Source organism: Cupriavidus sp. CP313, assembly GCF_054072015.1.
In genome coordinates this window covers 60555-78579 of sequence record NZ_JBSVZB010000030.1, presented here as the reverse complement: position 1 = coordinate 78579, position 18025 = coordinate 60555, and the positions used below count along the sequence as shown (strand labels likewise).

Genomic DNA, 18025 nt, shown 5'->3' with positions numbered 1-18025 from the left:
GCTCAGCGCTCGTCTTCGGGCGCCAGTTCGCGCACGTGGACTTCAATGCCGCCGAAGCGGGCGGCCACCCAGTTGTAGGCCTTGCAGGCCAGCCACAGCAGGCCGAAGCCGATCAGCGCATTCAGGATGATTGCGCTGAAGACCGTGATGGCGGGCAGGTCACCATAGCGGACGAAGGTGACAAACAGGCCCAGCGACACGATCGGCAGCGAGAAGCACAGGTAGACCAGCACCAGCGCGCGGGCGGTCTTGACGGGGTGGAGGTAGGCGATCTCCTGATTCATGACGGGGGATACTCGAATGGTTCTGAATCGTGCGCCAAGTGTAGCGATTGGCCGATGCCAAGCATAGCCCGCCGTCGGCGGGGGCAGGCGAAAGCCAGGTGCCGGCTGTGCTACGGCCGCAAATGTGCGGCACAAAAACGACACATTGCTACCGGCGTGTGGCAAGCGCTTGCGTGTAGCGCCTGCCGGTCCGGCTAGACCAGTCCGTCGAACAGCATCACCTCGACCGCATCGCCGGCCTTGACCGAGTCCTGTTCGTGGCCGAGCACGATAAAGCAGTTGGCCTCGCTCATCGAGCGCAGCACGCCCGAGCCCTGCTGGCCGGTGATGCGCACTTCCCACTGGCCGTCGTCGGCGCGCGCCAGGATGCCGCGCTGGTACTCGGTGCGGCCGGGCTTCTTGCGGATGGCTTGCGCGCTGCGCACGCGCAGCAGCGGCAGCGGCGACACGCTGGCGCCCATCAGCCGCTGCAGCGCGGCGCGCACGAAGTGGTAGAAGGTGACCATCACCGCCACCGGGTTGCCCGGCAGCCCGAACAGCAGCGCGTCGCGGCCATTGGAATTGATCCGGCCGAAGGCCATCGGCCGGCCCGGGCGCATCGCAATCTTCCAGAACGTGACATCGCCCAGGCGCGCCATGATCTGCTTGGTGTAGTCGGCCTCGCCGACCGAGACCCCGCCGGAGGTGATGACCGCGTCGGCGGTCTCGCAGGCGGTGCGGAAGGCGGCTTCGAGTGCGTCGGGGTCGTCGCGCACCACGCCCATGTCGAGCAGGTCGACGTTCATCCGGCGCAGCATGCCGTGCAGCGTGTAGCGGTTGGAGTCGTAGACGCAGCCGGGATCGAGCGGCTCGCCGATCGAGCGCAGCTCGTCGCCGGTGGAGAAAAACGCCACGCGCAGGCGCCGGCGTACGCGCACCTCGGCCACGCCCAGCGAGGCCAGCAGGCCCAGGTCGGCCGGCTGGAGGATGCGCCCGGCCTGCAGCGCGGCCTGGCCGCGCGCCAGGTCTTCGCCGCGCAGGCGCCGGTTGTCGCCGGTGCGCACGCAGTCGGCGGCAAAGCGGATGCGCGCGCCGTTGTCCATGGCTTCCACGAATTCCTGCGGCACCACGGTGTCGCAGCCGGCCGGCATCACCGCGCCGGTCATGATGCGCACCGCCTGCGCCGCCGTGGGCGCCAGCGCGCCTGCAGCGCCGGCGAAGGCGCTGCCGATGACTTCCAGCTCGACCGTGGCGGTCTGCGCGGCAGCCAGCGCGGCGCCCTGGAAGGCATAGCCGTCCATCGCCGAGTTGTCATGCGCCGGCACGTCGATGGACGAGACGATGTCCTCGGCCAGCACGCGGTCCAAGGCGCTGCGGATCGGCAACTGCTCGACGCCGTGCACCGGCTCGACCACCTCGCCGATGATGCGGTTGGCCTGGTCCACCGGCAGGGCGGCGGGGTCGTAGTCGGAAAGGCAGGAGATGACGGATTGCAGGGTGGGCATGGTGGCTCAGCGCGTTTCGTGCGTGCGCAGTTCGTCCAGGGTGTTGATATTGGCAAAGGCCGCGGCGTCGTCGAACAGCACTTCGGCCAGGCGGTGCGAGGCGGCCCAGGTCTCGATCTTGCGGCCGCCGCCGGAAAGATAAGCCACCAGGCTGTCGAGCGCACTGACCGGCATCAGGCAGAACACAGGTTGGGTCTGGCGCCGGCCGTCCTGGTCCAGCGTGACGGGGATCGCCAGGTCCGCGCCTTCGGCCTCGATCGCCTGCGCCAGGCGTGCCACCAGGTCGGTCGGCAGGAAGGGCGAATCGCAGGGCGCGGTCACCATCCACGGCGTGGCGCATTGCTCCAGGCCGGCCAGCATCCCCGCCAGCGGGCCGGCGAAGTCGGGCACGGAGTCGGTGTAGACCGGCACGCCGAAGGACTCATAGGCGGCCAGGTTGCGGTTGGCATTGATCATCAGTCCGCCCACCTGGGGGGTAAGGCGCATCATCGTGTGCATGGCCATCGGCGTGCCGTGCAGCGGCTGCAGGCCCTTGTCGGTGCCGCCCATGCGGCTGCCCCTGCCGCCTGCGAGGATCAGGCCGGTGATGTCGTCGCGTGCAATCATGGATTGTGTGTGCGGCGGGGTCAGCCGCCGATATAGGACATCTCGATCTTGCGCTCGGCACGCTTCGCGCGCACCGTCGGGTCGCTGCGCTGCTCGGAATAATTGTCGGTGCGGCCCTGCCACACCTGCGCAATCGCATTGGAGATTTCCAGGTCGCTGTAGCCGCCGCGCAGCAGCGCGCGCAGGTCGAAGCCCTCGGTGGCGAACAGGCACAGGTAGAGCCGGCCTTCGGTGGACAGCCGGATGCGGCTGCAGTCGCCGCAGAAGGCGTGGGTGACGCTGGAGATCACGCCGATCTCGCCGCTGCCGTCGCGGTAGCGCCAGCGTTCGGCGGTCTCGCCGGAGTAGTTGGCCTGCACCGGTTCGAGCGGGAATTCCGCATCGATGCGCTTCACCACCTCGGCGGACGGCAGCACTTCATTCATCTGCCAGTGGTTGCTGGCGCCCACGTCCATGAACTCGATAAAGCGCAGGATGATGCCGCTGTGGCGGAAGTGGCGCGCCATCGGCACGATTTCCTGGTCATTGGTGCCGCGCTTGACCACCATGTTGACCTTGAGCGGCGCCAGCCCCACGGCCTGCGCGGTCTCGATGCCGTGCAGCACGTCGGCGACCGCGAAGTCCACGTCGTTCATGCGGCGGAAGGTGGCGTCGTCGATCGCGTCCAGGCTGACGCTGACGCGCGTCAGTCCCGCATCGCGCAACGCGCGCGCCTTGCGCGCCAGCAGCGAGGCGTTGGTGGTGAGCGTCAGATCCAGCGGCTTGCCCGAGACGGTCTCGATCCTGGCCAGCATCTCCACCAGGTGCTCGATGTTCTTGCGCAGCAGCGGCTCGCCGCCGGTCAGGCGGATCTTCTCGACGCCGTGGGCGACGAACAGGCGCGCGGTGCGCTCGATCTCCTCGAAGCTCAGCAGCTCGGAATGCGGCAGGAAGGTGTAGTCCTTGTCGAACACTTCCTTCGGCATGCAGTAGACGCAGCGGAAGTTGCAGCGGTCCGTCACCGAGATGCGCAGGTCATGCAGCGGCCGGCCGCGGGTGTCGGCCACCAGGCCGGTGGGGGCAGCCAGCTTGCCGGGAATGCTGGGCGTCATCGAGCGGTAGCGATGGTCGCGCAGGTCGAAAATCGGAATGACGGATTCGGTCATGGCCTGTGGGTGGGCACGGCGTCCGGGGAGCGGCCTGGCGGCGTGGCCAAATCAGGGGCGCTCGAGGGCCGGATGCATTCTGTTGCCATTCTAGCCGAGGCGGGGGCGGGGCACCCGCATCCCCCGGTGATGGCGGGGATTCATCTGGCCGGCTGCCCATAAAAAAAGGGGACGGCCAGGCCGTCCCCTTCTTGCTTTTGCTGCGGAGCAGCGGCAACGCTTACTGCTGCGATGCCATCTCCACTTCGCGGCCACCGGTTTCCACCAGGATCATCGGACCGTGGGGCAGCGGCGGCAGCGCCTTGCGCTCGCGCCGCACGCGCGGGGCGGGCGCAAGGCGGGCGGCGGCTTCCTGGGCCGAACGCAGCTTGTCGCTGTCGGTATGGACCCATTGCAGGCCGGCGGTGGCGAGCATCGGTTCCAGGTTCTCCAGTGCTGCCGGGGTGACCGACGCTGCCGGTGCGGCCGGCGCTGCAGCAACCACCGGGGCTGCCGGCGCGAACACCTCGGCCGGTGCGGCTTCGGCCACAGGGGCGGTGACCGGTGCAGCGGCAGGTGCCGGCACGACCGGAGCCGCTTCGACGGCCACGCTTGCGGTGGACTCGACGATCGCTTCGACGGCAACGGCTTCCGTGACGGCGGCGGCTACCGGGGCAGCTTGCTGGGGCACGGGCTCGGCAACCGGCGCGGTCACCGGGGCTGCCTCGGCGACCGGCGCGGGCGTCACGTCTTCCGGCACGGCGATGCGGATTGCTTCGACGGCCTCGGCTGCGGCGGCCACGGCCACGGCAGCTTGCGGTGCGGGCTCGGCGGGCACGGCGGCTTCAGCGCTCACCGGGGCAACGCCTTCGGCAGCGGCGGTTTCGTCGTCGCCTTCGCCTTCACCCTGCGCACCTTGCGCCGACTCGTCGCGCTCACGGCGATAGCGGTTGCGGCCACGGCGGTTGCGGCGGCGGCGCTCTTCGCCCTCAGCGGTCTCGGCGGCGCTCTCGACACCTTCCGGCAGCTCGGCGCGGACGGCTTGCGTCTCTTCGGTCACTGGCTGTGGCAGCACGCCCAGTGCCTGGGCGGCGGCGATGGCTTCCGGCTGCGGTGCTTCACCGGCTTCGGCTTCGCGCAGTTCGCTGCGTTCGCGCTGGCGTTCACGCTGGCGCTCGCGGCGTTCCTGGTTGCGGTCGCGGCGGCCTTCCTGACGGCCCTCCACGCGCTCGCCCTGGGCGCGCTCGGCTTGCACAGCCTCGCCCTGGCGGGCCAGGGCCGGGGTGGCCTGGCCTTCACCTTGCTGGCGCGGCTGGCGGCCCTGGCGTTCGCCACGGCCCTCGCGTTGCTCGCCGCGCTCGGCACCCTGGCGTTCGCCACGTTCCGCGCGCTCGGCACGGTCGCCGCGCTGGCCACGGCCCTGGCGCTCGCCACGCTCACCACGCTCACCACGCTCACCACGCTCCGTGCGCTCACCACGCTCGGCGCGGTCGCCACGCTCACCACGCTGGCCGCGGCCTTCGCCGCGCTGGCCGCGCTCGCGCCGGCCTTCGGCGCTACGGGCCTCAGTTGCAGTTGCCGGCTTGGCCGGCTCCACCACCGGCGGGGTTGCCGGGCGGGCACCGAACAGGCCCTTCAGCCAGGCGATGAAACCGCCGCTGACCACCGGCTGGGTAGCCGGCACGGGCGGGGCGATCGGGGCTTCCGGCTTGGGCGCGCGCTCGGGGCGCGGCACCGAGACCGGGGCCGGCTGTTCCGGGGTGATGCCCTTGACCGCCGCTTCCTGGCGCGGCTTGGCTTCTTCCTTGCGGCGGCTGCTGTAGCTGGTGTCGGCTTCCAGTTCCTTGGCGGCAGCCTCGGCCATGCGGTAGCTGGCGGTGCTCTCTTCCAGGCGCGGGTCGTCGTGGCGCAGGCGCTCCAGCTTGTAGTGCGGCGTTTCCAGGTGCTTGTTGGGGATCAGCAGCACGTTGACCTTGAAGCGCAGCTCGATCAGGTTGATTTCCTGGCGCTTCTCGTTCAGCAGGAAGGCGGCCACCTCCACCGGCACCTGGCAGTGGATGGCGGCGGTGTTTTCCTTCATCGCCTCTTCCTGGATGATGCGCAGCACCTGCAGGGCGGACGATTCGGTATCGCGGATATGGCCGGTGCCGTTGCAGCGCGGGCAAGTGATGTGCGAGCCCTCCGACAGCGACGGACGCAGGCGCTGGCGCGACAGCTCCATCAGGCCGAAGCGGCTGATCTTGCCCATCTGCACGCGCGCGCGGTCGTGGCGCAGCGCGTCCTTCAGGCGCGTTTCCACGTCCTTCTGGGCCTTGCCCGACTCCATGTCGATAAAGTCGATCACGATCAGGCCGCCCAGGTCGCGCAGGCGCAGCTGGCGGGCGATTTCGTCGGCGGCCTCGAGGTTGGTGCGCAGCGCGGTTTCCTCGATGTCGGCGCCCTTGGTGGCGCGGGCCGAGTTCACGTCCACCGAGACCAGGGCCTCGGTGTGGTCGATCACGATGGCGCCGCCCGAGGGCAGCATCACCATGCGCGAATAGGCCGACTCGATCTGGTGCTCGATCTGGAAGCGCGAGAAGAGCGGCACGTCGTCCCGGTACTTCTTCACGCGGCTCATGTTGTCAGGCATCACCACGCTCATGAAGGCGCGGGCCTGTTCGTAGATCTCGTCGGTATCGATCAGGATCTCGCCGATATCCGGCTGGAAGTAATCGCGGATGGCGCGGATCACCAGGCTCGATTCCAGGTAGATCAGCAGCGGGGCCTTGTTGTCGCCGGCGGCGCCGTCGATGGCCTTCCACAGTTGCAGCAGGTAGTTCAGGTCCCACTGCAGTTCCTCGGCCGAGCGGCCGATGCCGGCGGTACGGGCGATGATGCTCATGCCTTCCGGCACGGCCAGCTGCGCCATGGTTTCGCGCAGTTCCTGGCGGTCCTCGCCCTCGATGCGGCGCGACACGCCGCCGCCGCGCGGGTTGTTGGGCATCAGCACCAGGTAGCGGCCGGCCAGCGAGATAAAGGTGGTCAGGGCCGCGCCCTTGTTGCCGCGCTCTTCTTTCTCGACCTGGACGATCAGTTCCTGGCCTTCATGCAGGGCATCCTGGATGCGCGCGTTGCGCACGTCGATGCCTTCCTTGAAGAAGGCGCGGGCGACTTCCTTGAACGGCAGGAAGCCGTGGCGCTCTTCGCCGTAGTTGACGAAGCAGGCTTCCAGCGAGGGCTCGATGCGGGTGATGACGCCCTTGTAGATGTTGCCCTTGCGCTGTTCGCGCCCGGCAGTCTCGATGTCGATATCGATCAGTTTCTGACCGTCGACGATGGCGACGCGCAATTCTTCCTGTTGCGTCGCGTTGAACAGCATGCGTTTCATCGCAATACCTCACTCCAGTGTCGCGGGTGGCACCGTCTGGGCGGTGTCCGCGGCGATCTATGGAGCACGCGAGGGAGCGAGCGAGGCGCGAGAATTGCCGGAAAGCGCCGCTGCGCGGGATAGGCGAGCGGCTGGGCGCGGGTGAAAGAGAGCGATGACGTCGGGGTAACGTCCGCGGGGCAGGAGAGAACACCGGAGGCTGCTCTTGCGCAGACATCCGGCGCGTTCCCGTGCCGGAGGCGATGCTGAACGCCGGCGCAACCGGCGCCGGCGGCATCGCGGCCGGCCGCGGAAGGCCTAGACGCGTCAAAGAGCAAATTTTTCGGACACGGCATGGTTGCCGTTGCTGCCTGACTACTCCTGGCGGGCGCACCTACTACTTCTTGGAATTCTGCGACCGGGCGCCGGTATTTCCAGTCAGGCGGCAGGCTAACCTGCCGGCCGGCACCGTTTCCCGGTGCGGGCAGGACTTCTCTCACCGAAGCGGATGCCGGCAGTGGCATCCGCCTTTAAATTCTGTTTTACCTGAACACTCAGTTCCCACGTCACCGCCTGCCTCGCCGAAGCCTCCTTTGGGCGACTTCCTGCATGCCGGCGGCACCGTGCGTGCTGCTTTTTACTGCCATTTGCCCGTCTGGCGCTTGGCGGAACGCAAAGTTGCGGGAGACGGGCGGGGTTGGCGGCAACCCCAAGTGTAGAATGCGAAAAATCCAAGAAAACTCGAAGATCAATCGCTTACACAGGTCTTGCGCTGCCGGCCACAAGCCGGGACAGCGAGGAAATTATATTGAAAATGAATGAGTTACGCCATCAAATTGAAAAGGCTGCCGAAGCTGCGCCGGCCAGCCCACAGGTGGCGTATGTCACGATTGACGAAGGCTCGGAAGGTCAGCGCATTGACAACTTCCTGCTGAAGGTGGCCAAGGGCGTGCCCAAGAGCCATATCTACCGGGTGCTGCGTTCGGGGGAAGTTCGCGTCAATAAGGGCCGGATCGATGCCACTTATCGCCTGCAGTCGGGTGATGTCGTGCGCATTCCGCCAATGCGGGTGGCGAATTCGGCGCAATCCGCCAATGCCCAGCATGTGCCGGCGGGCGAGTTCCCGGTGCTGTTTGAGGACGCCCAACTGCTGGTGATCAACAAGCCGGCCGGCGTGGCCGTGCACGGCGGCTCGGGCGTGGCCTTCGGCGTGATCGAGCAATTGCGCCGGTCCCGGCCCCAGGCCAAGTTCCTGGAGCTGGTGCACCGGCTCGATCGCGAGACCTCCGGCATCCTGATGCTGGCCAAGAAGCGCTCGGCGCTGGTCCACCTGCACGAGCAGATTCGCGGCAACGCGATGGACAAGCGCTATTTCGCCTGCGTGGCCGGCGAATTCCCGAATGCGCGCCAGCATGTGAAGCTGCCTCTATATAAGTACAGCACACCGGACGGCGAGCGCCGGGTGCGAGTGCAGGCCGACGGACTGGCCTCGCACACCGTGTTCAACCGGGTCGAGGCCTTCCAGGGCTTCACCCTGCTGGAGGCCGAACTGATGACCGGCCGTACCCACCAGATCCGCGTCCACCTGGCCCACTCAGGTTTCCCGATCGTCGGTGACGAAAAATATGGCGACTTCTCGCTGAACAAGGCGCTGGCGCGTTCCGGCGCCAAGCCGGGCCTCAAGCGCATGTTCCTGCACGCCCACCGGCTGGTGTTTATCCACCCGGCCACGGGCGAGCCACTGGCGGTGGAAGCGCCGCTGCCCGACGAATGCGTCGGATTCCTGCAACAATTGCGTGAACTGCGTGCCCCGGAGTAGGGTAGTGCATCAAACGCCACAAGGACTTCCATGGCCAGGCAACAATTTGACCTGATCGTTTTCGACTGGGACGGGACGCTGATGGACTCGACTCCGACCATCGCCAAGTGCATCCAGCTCGCCAGCCGCGACCTGGGCCTGCCGGTGCCGGATGACCGCGCCGCCAGCCACGTGATCGGGCTGGGCCTGAAGGATGCGCTGTCTTACGCGGTGCCGACGCTGGACCCCGTCGACTACCCGCGCCTGGCCGAACGCTACCGCTACCACTTCCTCGCTCGCGACGCCGACCTGGTGCTGTTCGACGGCGTGCGCGAAATGCTGGAGACCCTGCGCGGCGAACACTATTTTCTTGGCGTGGCCACCGGCAAGACCCGCGTCGGCCTGCAGCGCGCGCTGGCTGCGAGCGGCCTGACCCGCCTGTTCGACGCCACGCGCTGTGCCGACGAGACCTTCTCCAAGCCGCACCCGGCCATGCTGCACGAACTGACCCGCGAACTGGGCCAGGACGTGGAGCGCACGGTGATGGTCGGCGACACCACCCATGACCTGCAGATGGCGGCCAATGCCGGCGCCAAGGGGATTGGCGTGTGCTATGGCGCACATCCCGCGGATTCGCTGCGCGCGATGGCGCCGGTGCATTGCGCTACCTCCATCCCCGACCTGACCGACTGGCTGCTGGCCCATGCCTGAGGCAGCGGCCGGCCAGGCGCCGGTGCGGCTGTGCGCTGCCGCGGACCTGGAGGAAGGCGGCCTGGGCGTGCGCTTCTCGGTGGCGCTGGACCAGCGCGAGATCGGCGCCTTCGTGGTGCGTTTCGACGGCGCCGCGCACGGTTACCTGAACCAGTGTGCCCATGTGCCGATGGAGCTGGACTGGCAGGAAGGCCGGTTCTTCGATGCCTCAGGCCTATACTTGATGTGCGCCACACATGGCGCGGTTTATGCGCCGGACAGCGGCGAGTGCGTCGGCGGTCCCTGCCGCGGTGCATCGCTGGCCAAGCTGTGCATCGAGGAGCGCGACGGCCAGGTCTACTGGCTGCCGGAAGCGCCATACCGGATCGCTGCGCGCATGGGCGGTGCCTGAATGACGGGCAGGGCCGGCGGTCAGGCCGGCCGTTGTATTTCCAGGCCTGGGTTGCCAGGCGTTTCCACGAGCGATTTGCATGACAGAACAACAGAAGCCGCCATCGGGTGAATCGGGTCAGCCGGACGAGCACAAGCCAGCCGGCGAGGGTGCGCCGGGCGAAGGGGCGCCCCAGGCGGAGTCGGAGCGCCTGGTCACCGCACCGCACGCCGACTACCCGCTGGAAGACGAATTGCGCGCCGGCGACGACGCGGCAAGGCGTGAAGCGCGCGAGCGCAAGGCGCGCATGGCCGGTGCCACCGCGGGGCCCCCGGTTGGCGGCGGCGCCGGCTGGGAGCGCGATCTGCTGGAAAAAGTGCTCACCGCATCGCTGCGCGAGCAGCGCGCGGCACGGCGCTGGCGCATCTTCTTCCGCTTTGTCGGGCTGGCGTTGCTGGCGCTGGTCCTGGTCGCGCTGTTCGACTTCAAGGGCGATGGCGCCATCAGCACCTCGGGCCGCCATACGGCCATGGTCACGCTGGAGGGCGAGATCGCCGCGGGCACCCCGGCCAGCGCGGAATCGATCAATGCCTCGCTGCAGGCGGCGTTCGCTGACAGCAATGCCGCTGGCGTGATCCTGAAGATCAACTCGCCGGGCGGCTCGCCGGTGCAGGCGGGCATCATCAACGATGAGATCCAGCGGCTGCGCACGCTTTATCCGTCCAAGCCGTTCTATGTGGTGGTGGAAGAGATCTGCGCCTCGGGCGGCTATTACGTGGCCGCGGCGGCCGACAAGATCTATGTCGACAAGGCCAGTATCGTGGGTTCGATCGGCGTGCTGATGGACGGTTTTGGCTTTACCGGGCTGATGGACAAGCTCGGCGTGGAGCGCCGGCTGTACACCTCGGGCGCCAACAAGGGCATGCTGGACCCGTTCTCGCCGCAGGTGCCCAAGCAGAAGGCCTTTGCCGAGGCCATGCTCAAGCAGATCCACCAGCAGTTCATCGACGTGGTCAAGGAAGGGCGCGGCGACCGGCTCAAGGATGATCCGGAGCTGTTCTCCGGCCTGTTCTGGTCGGGCGAGCGCGCCGTGGAGCTGGGCCTGGCCGACGGGCTGGGCAGTGCCGACTATGTCGCGCGCGATGTGCTCAAGGCCGAGGACATCGTCGACTACACCGTCAAGGAGAACATTGCCGAGCGCGTGGCCAAGCGCTTTGGCGCGGCGGTGGGTTCAGCGGCGATGAAGACCATGTTGTGGAGCAACCGCATGCAGGGCATGCACTGAGCCTGGATGGCGCGGCGGCAATGACAAAAGGGGCGTTCACGCCCCCTTTGTCGTTTCTTACATGGCCAGCAGCGAGAAGATCGCCGGGCGCTTGTGCAGGTCGATCCGCTCGGGACGCCAGTCTGACAGCGGCAGCGTGACGATGGTCTCGCCCGGCAGGGTCAGGTCCACGGCCACGGACAGCAGCGTGGTGCCGGCACAGTGCTGGCGCATGGCTTCCAGCAGCGCCGCATTGCGGTAGGGCGTTTCGATGAACACCTGGGTTTGGCTGGACTTGCGCGAGCGCTGCTCCAGCTCACGCAGGCGCTGCGCGCGCTCGCCGGCATCGACCGGCAGGTAGCCGTTGAAGGCAAAGCTCTGGCCGTTCAGGCCCGAGCCCATCACCGCCAGCAGGATCGAGCTGGGCCCGACCAGCGGCCGCACGCGGATGCGGCGCGCATGGGCCAGGCGCACCAGGTCGGCGCCCGGGTCGGCCACCGCCGGCACGCCGGCCTCGGACAGCAGGCCGCCGTCGCGGCCGGCTTCGAGCGGGGCCAGCAGCGCGGCCAGGGCGTCGGCGCGCGTGTTGACGTTCAGCTCGCGGATCTCGATCTGCTGGATCGGGCGTGCCAGCGGCGTGGTCTCGCCCAGCTTCTTCAGGAAGGCGCGCGCGGTCTTGGCGTTCTCGGCGACGAGGTAATCGAGGTTGGCCGCGACCTGCTGCACGCCGGCCGGGATCACGTCGGCCAGCGGGTCGGCTTCGTCGCGCTTGCCGAGGGTGTTGGGGATCAGGTAAAGAGTGCCGCTCATCGTAGGCTCGTGCGGGTCATGTGGAAAGAAGAGGGTAGCCGGCCTGGCGCAGCATGCCGGTCAGCGCGATCAGCGGCAGGCCGACCAGTGCGGTCGGGTCGTCCGACTCGACGCGTTCCAGCAGCGTGATGCCCAGGCCTTCGGACTTGGCGCTGCCGGCTACGTCGTAGGGGCGCTCCAGCTGCAGGTAGGCCTCGATATCAGCGTCGGTCAGGTCGCGCATGGTCACGCAGGTCTGCACGTCGGCCAGCTGCACGATGCCGGTGCGTGCGTCCAGCAGGCACAGCGCCGAGTGGAAGGTGGCGGTGCGCCCGCGCATGCGGCGCAGTTGCGCCACGGCCTTCTCGTGCGTGCCGGGCTTGCCCATCTGTTCGCCGTCCAGGGTCAGCACCTGGTCCGAGCCGATCACCAGCACGCCCGGATGGCGCGCGGCAATGGCTTCGGCCTTGCGCTGTGACAGGCGCAGCGCGGTGGCTTCGGGCGCTTCGCCGGCAAGCGGGGTTTCGTCGATGTCGGGCACGGCCACCTCGAACGGGATGCGCAGGCGCTCCAGCAGTTCGCGGCGGTAGGGCGAGCCGGAGCCAAGGATCAGCCTGGGGCGGGGGTCTGGGGACATAAGTAATTGAATCGGAACAGGAAGCGAAACAGTAAAAGGTGCGGCCCGCGTTGCAAGACCTTTGACCTCGACACGGTTTACGTCGTACAATCGCGCGTTTAGCCGCATCCGCACCCGGGCGCAGTGCCGCCAATGTGCGCGGCCCGTAGTCCGACAGGCGTGGAATGTGGCGAACCAGTCATTGAATTGCGACCGGAGCCACGCACATGACCCAGCCGATTGACCTGCGCGCGCTTGATCTCTTCGCCTTGTGCCGGAAGGGTGAAAGCCTGGCCGGCGACGTGGCGGTGCGGGATTTGCCGCGCATCTTAGCCGAGACCGCCGCGCAAGCGCCAGCCTCGGCACCCGATGAGACGTTTGCCTATACGGCCACTGGCTTCATGCGTGAAGATGCGGCCGAGCCGGGCGCCGCGGCGGCGCGGCGGCTGTTTCTCGACGTGACCGTGCAGGGCCGGATATGGCTGGATTGCCAGCGCTGCCTGGCCCCCTATGCCGAGCCGATCGATACGGCAACGCGTTTCGAGGTGGTGGAAAGCGAGGAAGCGGCCGACGCCGCGCCGATGGACGACGACGAAGTCGACGTGATCGCCGGCTCGAAGCGTTTCCCGCTGCTGGAACTGATTGAAGATGAAGTGCTGCTGGCGTTGCCGGTGGCCCCCAAGCATGACGTCTGCCCGACGGTGCACGAAAGCCTCGTGACCGGTTCGGACGGCGAGGCGCAGCCAGAGGCTGAGCCTGAGGAAGAAAAGCGGCCTTCGCCCTTTGCGGCGCTGGCCGGCCTGAAGACCAAGCATTGATGCCGCCAACAGGCGGACAGCAAGGTCTTGCAGGTGAATCTGAAGCATCCGGCCGGGCCCCGGCTACGCCTTGGGCGGGATGCGTGTGTTAATATTGAAAAATTCTCGAAGGAGTCATCATGGCTGTTCAACAGAACAAGAAGTCGCCGTCCAAGCGCGGCATGCACCGTTCGCACGATCACCTGTCGGCCGCGCCGCTGGCAGTTGAGCCGACCACCGGCGAAACCCACCTGCGTCACCACGTCAGCCCGAACGGCTACTACCGTGGCCGCAAGGTCATCAAGACCAAGAACGACTGATAGCTTCGTTCGGCGTGACGTTGCGTCTCGCTCGCGCATGCCTGTAGGTCGGACACTAAAAGGTCAGAGACAAAAAAGCGGCAAGATCGTTGCCGCTTTTTTGTTGGGCGCTCGGGATTCTCGCCGGGCGTGGCGTGCGCCGCCGCGCTATCCGTACCAGGAACAATGACGATCAAAATCGCTATCGACTGCATGGGCGGCGATCACGGAGTCTCCGTGACGGTGCCTGCGGCGATCAGTTTTCTTTCCCGCCACGACGACGCCGAGATGGTGCTGGTCGGCTTGCCCGACGCCATCCGCACGCAGCTGAAAAAGCTGCACGCGCTGGACCATCCGCGCGTGACTATCGTCGAGGCCACCGAGGTCATCACCATGGATGACCCGGTCGAGGTGGCGCTGCGCAAGAAGAGGGACTCCTCGATGCGCGTCGCCGTCACGCAGGTCAAGGAAGGCCTGGCCGGTGCCTGCATCTCCGCCGGCAATACTGGCGCGCTGATGGCGGTGTCGCGCTATGTGCTCAAGACGCTCGAAGGCATCGAGCGGCCGGCCATCGCCACCACCATCCCGAACGAGCAAGGCTGGGGCACCACCGTGCTGGACCTGGGCGCCAATGCCGACTGCGAGCCCGAGCACCTGCTGCAGTTCGCGCGCATGGCCGAAGCCATGGTGGCCGTGGTCGACCACAAGGAACACCCCACGGTGGGCCTGCTGAACATCGGCGAGGAAGTCATCAAGGGCAATGAGGTGGTCAAGCGTGCGGGTGAACTGCTGCGCGCCTCGGAGCTGAACTTCTACGGCAACGTGGAAGGCAACGACATCTTCAAGGGCACTACCGACATCGTGGTCTGCGACGGCTTTGTCGGCAACGTGGCACTCAAGAGCACCGAGGGCCTGGCCAAGATGATCGGCAGTATGATCAAGGAAGAATTCACCCGCTCGTGGTTCACCAAGCTGCTCGCCGCGGTCGCAATGCCGGTGCTGTCGCGCCTGGCCAGGCGGCTCGACCCGGCGCGCTACAACGGCGCCTCGCTGCTTGGGTTGCGCGGGCTGGTGATCAAGAGCCACGGCTCGGCCGATGCCCATTCTTTTGAGTGGGCCATCAAACGCGGGTATGATGCCGCCAAGAATGGCGTGATCGCCCGCATCACCCGGGCTTTTGCCGATAAATCCAGCGCCGCAGGCGCTGCACAGCCCGCCCCGGAGACAGAGGTGCCTGGCACGCATCCCAGCCCCCACGTCGCCTGAGCGCCACGCGCGCCGGTCGAGGGTGCCTGCGGGCCATACGATCCGACAATACATGACCAAGTACGCAAAAATCATCGGTACCGGGAGCTACCTGCCTCCGCGGCGCGTGACCAACCATGACCTGGCCGCGCAGCTTGCCGAAAAGGGCATCGAGACCAGCGACGACTGGATCGTCTCGCGCAGCGGCATTTCGGCACGCCACTGGGCCGAGCCGGATGTGACCAGCAGCGATCTCGCGGTCAAGGCTGCCGAGCAGGCCATCGAAGCCGCCGGCATCGACCGCCAGAGCATCGACCTGATCATCGTCGCCACCTCGACGCCGGACTTTGTGTTCCCCAGCACGGCCTGCATCGTGCAGGAAAAGCTGGGGATCACCAACCAATGCCCGGCGTTCGACCTGCAGGCGGTGTGCTCGGGCTTCGTGTACGCACTGGCCACGGCCGACAAGTTCATCCGCAGCGGCTCGCACCGCAACGTGCTGGTGATCGGCACCGAGGTGTTCTCGCGCATCCTGGACTTCAACGACCGCACCACCTGCGTGCTGTTCGGCGACGGTGCCGGCGCCGTGGTGCTGTCGGCGTCCGAGGAGCCGGGGATCCTGTCCACCGCGATGCACTCGGACGGCAAGCATGTCGATATCCTGTGCGTGCCGGGCAACGTCGCCGGCGGCAACATCACCGGCAACCCGTTCCTGCACATGGACGGCCAGGCTGTGTTCAAGCTGGCCGTGAATGTGCTGGACAAGGTCGCGCGCGAAGCCATGGAGGCTGCCTGCGTGACGCCGGGCCAGGTCGACTGGCTGATCCCGCACCAGGCCAATATCCGCATCATGCAGGGCACGGCGAAGAAGCTGGGCCTGCCGGCGGAGCGCATGGTCGCCACCGTGCATGAGCACGGCAACACCTCGGCCGCGTCGATCCCGCTGGCGCTGGACGTCGCGGTGCGCGACGGCCGCATCCGCCCGGGCCAGACCGTGCTGATGGAAGGCGTGGGCGGCGGCTTCACCTGGGGCGCGGTGCTGTTGCGCATGTGATTCGCGGCCGGCACCATGGCATGCCGCGCATGCAGGACATGCCGCGGTGCCGGCCACCCGTTTCTTGTTAGGGTTCCATTCCGATGAAATTCGCTTTCGTATTTCCCGGCCAGGGTTCGCAGTCGGTCGGCATGCTCAATGCTTTCGCGGATAACGCCGTGGTGCGCGCCACCGTGGAAGAAGCCTCGGCCGCGCTCGGCCAGGACCTCGGCCGCCTGATCGCCGAAGGCCCCGCCGAAGAGCTGAACCTGACCACCAACACGCAGCCTGTGATGCTGACCGCCGCCGTGGCGGTCTACCGTGCCTGGCTCGACGCCGGTGGCCCGGCGCCGGCGCTGGTTGCCGGCCACAGCCTGGGCGAGTACTCGGCGCTGGTGGCTGCGGGCGTGATCCCGTTTGCCGATGCGGTGCCGCTGGTGCGCTTCCGCGCGCAAGCCATGCAGGAAGCCGTTCCGGTGGGCGAGGGCGCCATGGCCGCGATCCTGGGCCTGTCCGATGACGACGTGCGCGCCGCTTGCGCCGAGGCATCGACCGCCGGCGTGGTCGAGGCCGTGAACTTCAACGCGCCGTCGCAGGTGGTGATCGCCGGCCACAAGGCCGCGGTCGAGAGGGCCTGCGAAATCGCCAAGGGCAAGGGCGCCAAGCGCGCGCTGCCGCTGCCGGTGTCGGCGCCGTTCCACTCGTCGCTGCTCAAGCCCGCTTCGGACCGCCTGCGCGAGCGCATGGCCGGCCTGGCTTTCTCGGCGCCGTCGATTCCGCTGGTGAACAACGTCGACGTCGCCATCGTCAATGATCCGGACGCGATCAAGGACGCCCTGGTGCGCCAGGCCGCCGCGCCGGTGCGCTGGGTCGAGTGCGTGCAGAAGATGGCCGCCGAAGGCATCACGCACGTGATCGAGTGCGGCCCGGGCAAGGTGCTGGCCGGCATGACCAAGCGCATCGACGGCAACCTGACCGGCGGTGCGATCTTCGATCCGGCCTCGCTGCAAGACACGCTGGCACTGCTGAAGTAAGCAAGAGGACATCCGCATGACCAAACTTCTCGACAACCAGGTTGCGCTGGTCACCGGCGCCTCGCGCGGCATCGGCCGCGCCATCGCGCTGGAACTGGCCCGCCAGGGCGCCACCGTGATCGGCACCGCCACCAGCGAAGCCGGCGCGGCCGGCATCACCGACTACCTCGGCGCCGATGGCCTGAAGGGCAAGGGCGCCGTGCTCAACGTCAATGACGCGGCCGCTTGCGACGCGCTCATCGACGAGATCGTCAAGACCCACGGCGGCATCGGCGTGCTGGTCAACAATGCCGGCATCACGCAGGACCAGCTGGCGATGCGCATGAAGGACGAGGACTGGCTGGCCGTGATCCAGACCAACCTGACTTCGGTGTTCCGCCTGTCGCGCGCGGTGCTGCGCCCGATGATGAAGGCCCGCCAGGGCCGCATCATCAATATCACTTCGGTGGTGGGCTCGGTCGGCAATCCCGGCCAGATGAACTACTCTGCTGCCAAGGCGGGCGTGGCGGGCATGACCCGCTCGCTGGCCGCGGAAATCGGCAGCCGCAACGTGACCGTGAACTGTGTCGCACCGGGCTTTATCGACACCGACATGACCAAGGCGCTGTCCGAAGAGCAGCATGCTTCGCTCAAGACGCAGATTCCGCTGGGTCGCCTTGGCCAGCCGGAGGATATCGCCAACGCGGTGGCCTTCCTGGCTGGTCCGCAAGCCGCTTACATTACCGGCACTACGCTGCATGTGAACGGCGGGATGTACATGAATTAATGAGTTTTTGGATGGCTGGTTTCGGGGGAGAAGCCCGAAGAAGCTGCCTGAAGTAGTAGTTTTCCGAACCAAACGGGCGCGATTCTTGCAAAGCTTGGCAGGCGGCATTTCTGTCGCCTCAAACCTGCTAAAATGCGCCCACTTTTTGTCGAACTTCCCTGGAGGGTTACATGGACAATATCGAACAACGCGTCAAGAAAATCGTGGCAGAACAGCTTGGCGTGGCCGAGGCAGACATCAAGAACGAATCGTCGTTCGTGAACGATCTCGGTGCGGACTCGCTGGACACGGTTGAACTCGTGATGGCGTTGGAAGATGAATTCGGCATGGAAATTCCTGATGAGGAAGCCGAAAAGATCACGACCGTGCAACAGGCTATCGACTACGCCACCGCGCACGTCAAGGCCTAAGCCCGTCGTCTCTGCATTCCGAGCCACAGAAGGCAGGTGGGCGGGCCGT

Annotated in this window: 18 protein-coding genes; 11 read left to right on the top strand and 7 right to left on the bottom strand. The window is 67.1% G+C overall.

Translation table 11 applies throughout. From position 1 onward, the window contains the following. Positions 1-2: 2 nt before the first annotated feature. From ACW4E8_RS31510 to ACW4E8_RS31490, 5 genes are all read right to left on the bottom strand, one after another. Entirely contained in the window at positions 3-284 is a 282-nt protein-coding gene (locus ACW4E8_RS31510; protein WP_010814663.1) for a hypothetical protein, read from the bottom strand. Between the two features lie 194 nt (positions 285-478). Continuing rightward, entirely contained in the window at positions 479-1768 is a 1290-nt protein-coding gene (gene moeA / locus ACW4E8_RS31505; protein WP_456808092.1) for a molybdopterin molybdotransferase MoeA, read from the bottom strand. 6 nt (positions 1769-1774) lie between these two features. Then, a complete protein-coding gene (gene mobA, locus ACW4E8_RS31500; RefSeq protein WP_114132433.1) occupies positions 1775-2374 on the bottom strand; it encodes a molybdenum cofactor guanylyltransferase MobA in 600 nt (199 codons plus the stop codon). A gap of 20 nt (positions 2375-2394) precedes the next feature. Next, positions 2395-3519, bottom strand: a complete 1125-nt coding sequence (gene moaA / locus ACW4E8_RS31495) for a GTP 3',8-cyclase MoaA (RefSeq protein ID WP_456808091.1) — start codon at positions 3517-3519, stop codon at positions 2395-2397. Positions 3520-3739: 220 nt separating this feature from the next. Continuing rightward, on the bottom strand, positions 3740-6865 hold the full coding sequence (locus ACW4E8_RS31490; RefSeq protein ID WP_456808090.1) for an Rne/Rng family ribonuclease: 3126 nt from the start codon (positions 6863-6865) through the stop codon (positions 3740-3742). A gap of 793 nt (positions 6866-7658) precedes the next feature. Between ACW4E8_RS31490 and ACW4E8_RS31485 the strand changes: the two genes are divergently transcribed. The 4 genes from ACW4E8_RS31485 (at position 7659) to ACW4E8_RS31470 (ending at position 11008) form a co-directional block, all read left to right on the top strand. After that, positions 7659-8663 carry an RluA family pseudouridine synthase gene (locus ACW4E8_RS31485; RefSeq protein WP_456808089.1) on the top strand — a complete coding sequence of 335 codons (1005 nt, stop codon included), beginning with the start codon at positions 7659-7661 and terminating at the stop codon, positions 8661-8663. A 30-nt stretch (positions 8664-8693) separates the two neighbouring features. After that, entirely contained in the window at positions 8694-9353 is a 660-nt protein-coding gene (locus ACW4E8_RS31480; protein WP_456808088.1) for an HAD-IA family hydrolase, read from the top strand. After that, positions 9346-9744, top strand: a complete 399-nt coding sequence (locus ACW4E8_RS31475; RefSeq protein WP_456808087.1) for a Rieske (2Fe-2S) protein — start codon at positions 9346-9348, stop codon at positions 9742-9744. Before ACW4E8_RS31480 ends, ACW4E8_RS31475 begins: the two co-directional genes overlap by 8 nt. Positions 9745-9823: 79 nt before the next feature. Next, complete coding sequence (locus ACW4E8_RS31470) at positions 9824-11008, top strand: S49 family peptidase (protein ID WP_456808086.1); 1185 nt, start codon at positions 9824-9826, stop codon at positions 11006-11008. 57 nt (positions 11009-11065) lie between these two features. Here the strand turns inward: ACW4E8_RS31470 and ACW4E8_RS31465 are convergent, their stop codons facing one another. Together ACW4E8_RS31465 and ACW4E8_RS31460 are read right to left on the bottom strand one after the other, a co-directional pair. After that, complete coding sequence (locus ACW4E8_RS31465) at positions 11066-11797, bottom strand: SAM-dependent methyltransferase (protein ID WP_114132440.1); 732 nt, start codon at positions 11795-11797, stop codon at positions 11066-11068. 16 nt (positions 11798-11813) lie between these two features. Continuing rightward, on the bottom strand, positions 11814-12413 hold the full coding sequence (locus tag ACW4E8_RS31460; protein ID WP_456808085.1) for a Maf-like protein: 600 nt from the start codon (positions 12411-12413) through the stop codon (positions 11814-11816). A gap of 206 nt (positions 12414-12619) precedes the next feature. On the opposite strand from ACW4E8_RS31460, the gene ACW4E8_RS31455 reads away from it, so the two are divergent. The 7 genes from ACW4E8_RS31455 (at position 12620) to acpP (ending at position 17976) form a co-directional block, all read left to right on the top strand. After that, complete coding sequence (locus ACW4E8_RS31455; RefSeq protein WP_456808084.1) at positions 12620-13210, top strand: DUF177 domain-containing protein; 591 nt, start codon at positions 12620-12622, stop codon at positions 13208-13210. A gap of 119 nt (positions 13211-13329) precedes the next feature. Then, complete coding sequence (rpmF, locus tag ACW4E8_RS31450; protein WP_010814675.1) at positions 13330-13509, top strand: 50S ribosomal protein L32; 180 nt, start codon at positions 13330-13332, stop codon at positions 13507-13509. Between the two features lie 165 nt (positions 13510-13674). Then, positions 13675-14754, top strand: a complete 1080-nt coding sequence (gene plsX, locus ACW4E8_RS31445; protein ID WP_456808083.1) for a phosphate acyltransferase PlsX — start codon at positions 13675-13677, stop codon at positions 14752-14754. A gap of 52 nt (positions 14755-14806) precedes the next feature. Then, on the top strand, positions 14807-15787 hold the full coding sequence (locus ACW4E8_RS31440) for a beta-ketoacyl-ACP synthase III (RefSeq protein ID WP_456808082.1): 981 nt from the start codon (positions 14807-14809) through the stop codon (positions 15785-15787). Positions 15788-15870: 83 nt separating this feature from the next. Further along, entirely contained in the window at positions 15871-16800 is a 930-nt protein-coding gene (fabD, locus tag ACW4E8_RS31435; RefSeq protein WP_456808081.1) for an ACP S-malonyltransferase, read from the top strand. A 16-nt stretch (positions 16801-16816) separates the two neighbouring features. Then, positions 16817-17566, top strand: coding sequence for a 3-oxoacyl-ACP reductase FabG (gene fabG, locus ACW4E8_RS31430; RefSeq protein ID WP_018309408.1), 750 nt, complete (start codon positions 16817-16819; stop codon positions 17564-17566). Positions 17567-17736: 170 nt separating this feature from the next. Next, complete coding sequence (gene acpP / locus ACW4E8_RS31425) at positions 17737-17976, top strand: acyl carrier protein (RefSeq protein WP_008644813.1); 240 nt, start codon at positions 17737-17739, stop codon at positions 17974-17976. Positions 17977-18025: the final 49 nt, after the last annotated feature.

Coding starts and splice junctions, on each gene's coding strand:
- ACW4E8_RS31510 (WP_010814663.1), bottom strand. CDS start 284: ATGAATCAGGAGATCGCCTACCTCCACCCCGTCAAGACCGCCCGCGCG.
- moeA (WP_456808092.1), bottom strand. CDS start 1,768: ATGCCCACCCTGCAATCCGTCATCTCCTGCCTTTCCGACTACGACCCC.
- mobA (WP_114132433.1), bottom strand. CDS start 2,374: ATGATTGCACGCGACGACATCACCGGCCTGATCCTCGCAGGCGGCAGG.
- moaA (WP_456808091.1), bottom strand. CDS start 3,519: ATGACCGAATCCGTCATTCCGATTTTCGACCTGCGCGACCATCGCTAC.
- ACW4E8_RS31490 (WP_456808090.1), bottom strand. CDS start 6,865: ATGAAACGCATGCTGTTCAACGCGACGCAACAGGAAGAATTGCGCGTC.
- ACW4E8_RS31485 (WP_456808089.1), top strand. CDS start 7,659: ATGAATGAGTTACGCCATCAAATTGAAAAGGCTGCCGAAGCTGCGCCG.
- ACW4E8_RS31480 (WP_456808088.1), top strand. CDS start 8,694: ATGGCCAGGCAACAATTTGACCTGATCGTTTTCGACTGGGACGGGACG.
- ACW4E8_RS31475 (WP_456808087.1), top strand. CDS start 9,346: ATGCCTGAGGCAGCGGCCGGCCAGGCGCCGGTGCGGCTGTGCGCTGCC.
- ACW4E8_RS31470 (WP_456808086.1), top strand. CDS start 9,824: ATGACAGAACAACAGAAGCCGCCATCGGGTGAATCGGGTCAGCCGGAC.
- ACW4E8_RS31465 (WP_114132440.1), bottom strand. CDS start 11,797: ATGAGCGGCACTCTTTACCTGATCCCCAACACCCTCGGCAAGCGCGAC.
- ACW4E8_RS31460 (WP_456808085.1), bottom strand. CDS start 12,413: ATGTCCCCAGACCCCCGCCCCAGGCTGATCCTTGGCTCCGGCTCGCCC.
- ACW4E8_RS31455 (WP_456808084.1), top strand. CDS start 12,620: ATGACCCAGCCGATTGACCTGCGCGCGCTTGATCTCTTCGCCTTGTGC.
- rpmF (WP_010814675.1), top strand. CDS start 13,330: ATGGCTGTTCAACAGAACAAGAAGTCGCCGTCCAAGCGCGGCATGCAC.
- plsX (WP_456808083.1), top strand. CDS start 13,675: ATGACGATCAAAATCGCTATCGACTGCATGGGCGGCGATCACGGAGTC.
- ACW4E8_RS31440 (WP_456808082.1), top strand. CDS start 14,807: ATGACCAAGTACGCAAAAATCATCGGTACCGGGAGCTACCTGCCTCCG.
- fabD (WP_456808081.1), top strand. CDS start 15,871: ATGAAATTCGCTTTCGTATTTCCCGGCCAGGGTTCGCAGTCGGTCGGC.
- fabG (WP_018309408.1), top strand. CDS start 16,817: ATGACCAAACTTCTCGACAACCAGGTTGCGCTGGTCACCGGCGCCTCG.
- acpP (WP_008644813.1), top strand. CDS start 17,737: ATGGACAATATCGAACAACGCGTCAAGAAAATCGTGGCAGAACAGCTT.